At 34.9% G+C, this 1,507-nt stretch carries 1 pseudogene; it reads right to left on the bottom strand.

Features of this window, described 5'->3' with window-relative positions:
* Positions 1-1,360: pseudogene (locus tag NK213_RS20005) on the bottom strand (autotransporter domain-containing protein); the annotation flags it as partial.
* Between the last annotated feature and the right edge of the window lie 147 nt (positions 1,361-1,507).

Here is a 1,507-nt window from a genome sequence, read left to right as displayed (position 1 = left end):
TTTCCACTGCTGATTTACTTCCCCATAAACCTATTGCGTAATCTCCGTCTGATCTGATTTCTCCATTGTTTGTCATTTTGTTGTTTTCTGTATATATTGCTGTTCCTCTGTATCCTACTTTTATATTTCCGGAGTTATTTACCTCTACTCCTTCTCCGTATATTCCTATTGCGTATCTGTTCTTCGAAGAGTCCTTTTCATCTATTATTTCTGAGTCTCCCAGCGCTATATTTCCTGTATTTTTTATACTTCCTGTATCACTGTAGATACCTATATTTCCTGTTCCCAAACCATTAATATCAGCATTATTAGTCACATTTCCGCTGTTTGTAAGATAGAAACCTATACTTCCAGATCCTGTCATCGATATTAATGATCCGCTGTTTATTATATCTCCTGCATTTTCTCCGTATACATATATTCCGCCGTTTCCTATTTCTGCATTCTGATTACTTGTTAAGTTTGATCCTGATTTTAGTATATATCCTGTACCATTGTCTCTTGTATTTATTTCTGTTCCCGTGTTTGTTATCTTAACATTATTTTCTGCAAATATTCCGGTACCTTTATTTTCTATCTTACCGCCTGTAAGGTTCAGCTCTCCTCCTGTTGAATATATTCCCAGTCCGTCTGATTCTGATGTAATGCTTCCTGAATGATTTACTATTCCATTTTTATTGTATATTCCCACAGAACTCATTCCTGATATTATGTCGCCCGCATTATTTACTGTATGACCGTTATTATATATTCCTGTACTTGATATTGATGTATTATCAGTATTTGTTGTTTCTATTGTCCCTGTATTAGTAAATGTCTGCTGTCCGCCTTCTTCTAGGTAAACTCCTACTGTATTTGATCCTGCCAGATTTATATTTCCTATATTATTAACTACTGTTGTTCCGCTGTTTTTTGAATATATTCCCGTTACATTTTCCCCTGTAGATAATATATCTTTTGTATTTTCTGTAAAAGCTGTATTTTTAGCTGACATACCTATTGAGTTGCTTCCTGTCTTTACTGTTCCTGCATTTCTCAGATAGTCACTGCCTTCACTGCTTAATCCAAGCGACATGTTACCTACTGATATTGTTCCTGTATTTAATAATCTTGCTCCGTTTATCCCGTAAAGTCCTGCTGATTCGTCGCCAAACTCCATGTTACCTCTGTTTATTGCTTCATAGTCAGCAACACCGCTGTACAAACCATCTGAGTATACTCCTACTGTACTTCCATTATTAGCAATCAAAGATGATGAACTTCCAAGTTCTATTGATGAATTTGCTCCATAGAATATTGTACTGTTTCCGCTCATTAATGCTGTTCCGTTATATGTTCCTTTGTTGTTATTCATATACATAAGTGTATAACTTGCATTGCTGTCTCCGTTAACTAAAAAGTTCTGCTCGAATGTACCGTCTGTATCTACATAAAATTGTACTTATGTCAATAATGTGGACACATTTATCTTGTCTATTATGAAATTTTTTTCAAATATTCTTTAGGA

It is taken from the genome of Sebaldella sp. S0638 (genome assembly GCF_024158605.1).
Lineage (GTDB): Bacteria > Fusobacteriota > Fusobacteriia > Fusobacteriales > Leptotrichiaceae > Sebaldella.
This window is presented reverse-complemented; position numbering and strand designations above follow the sequence as displayed.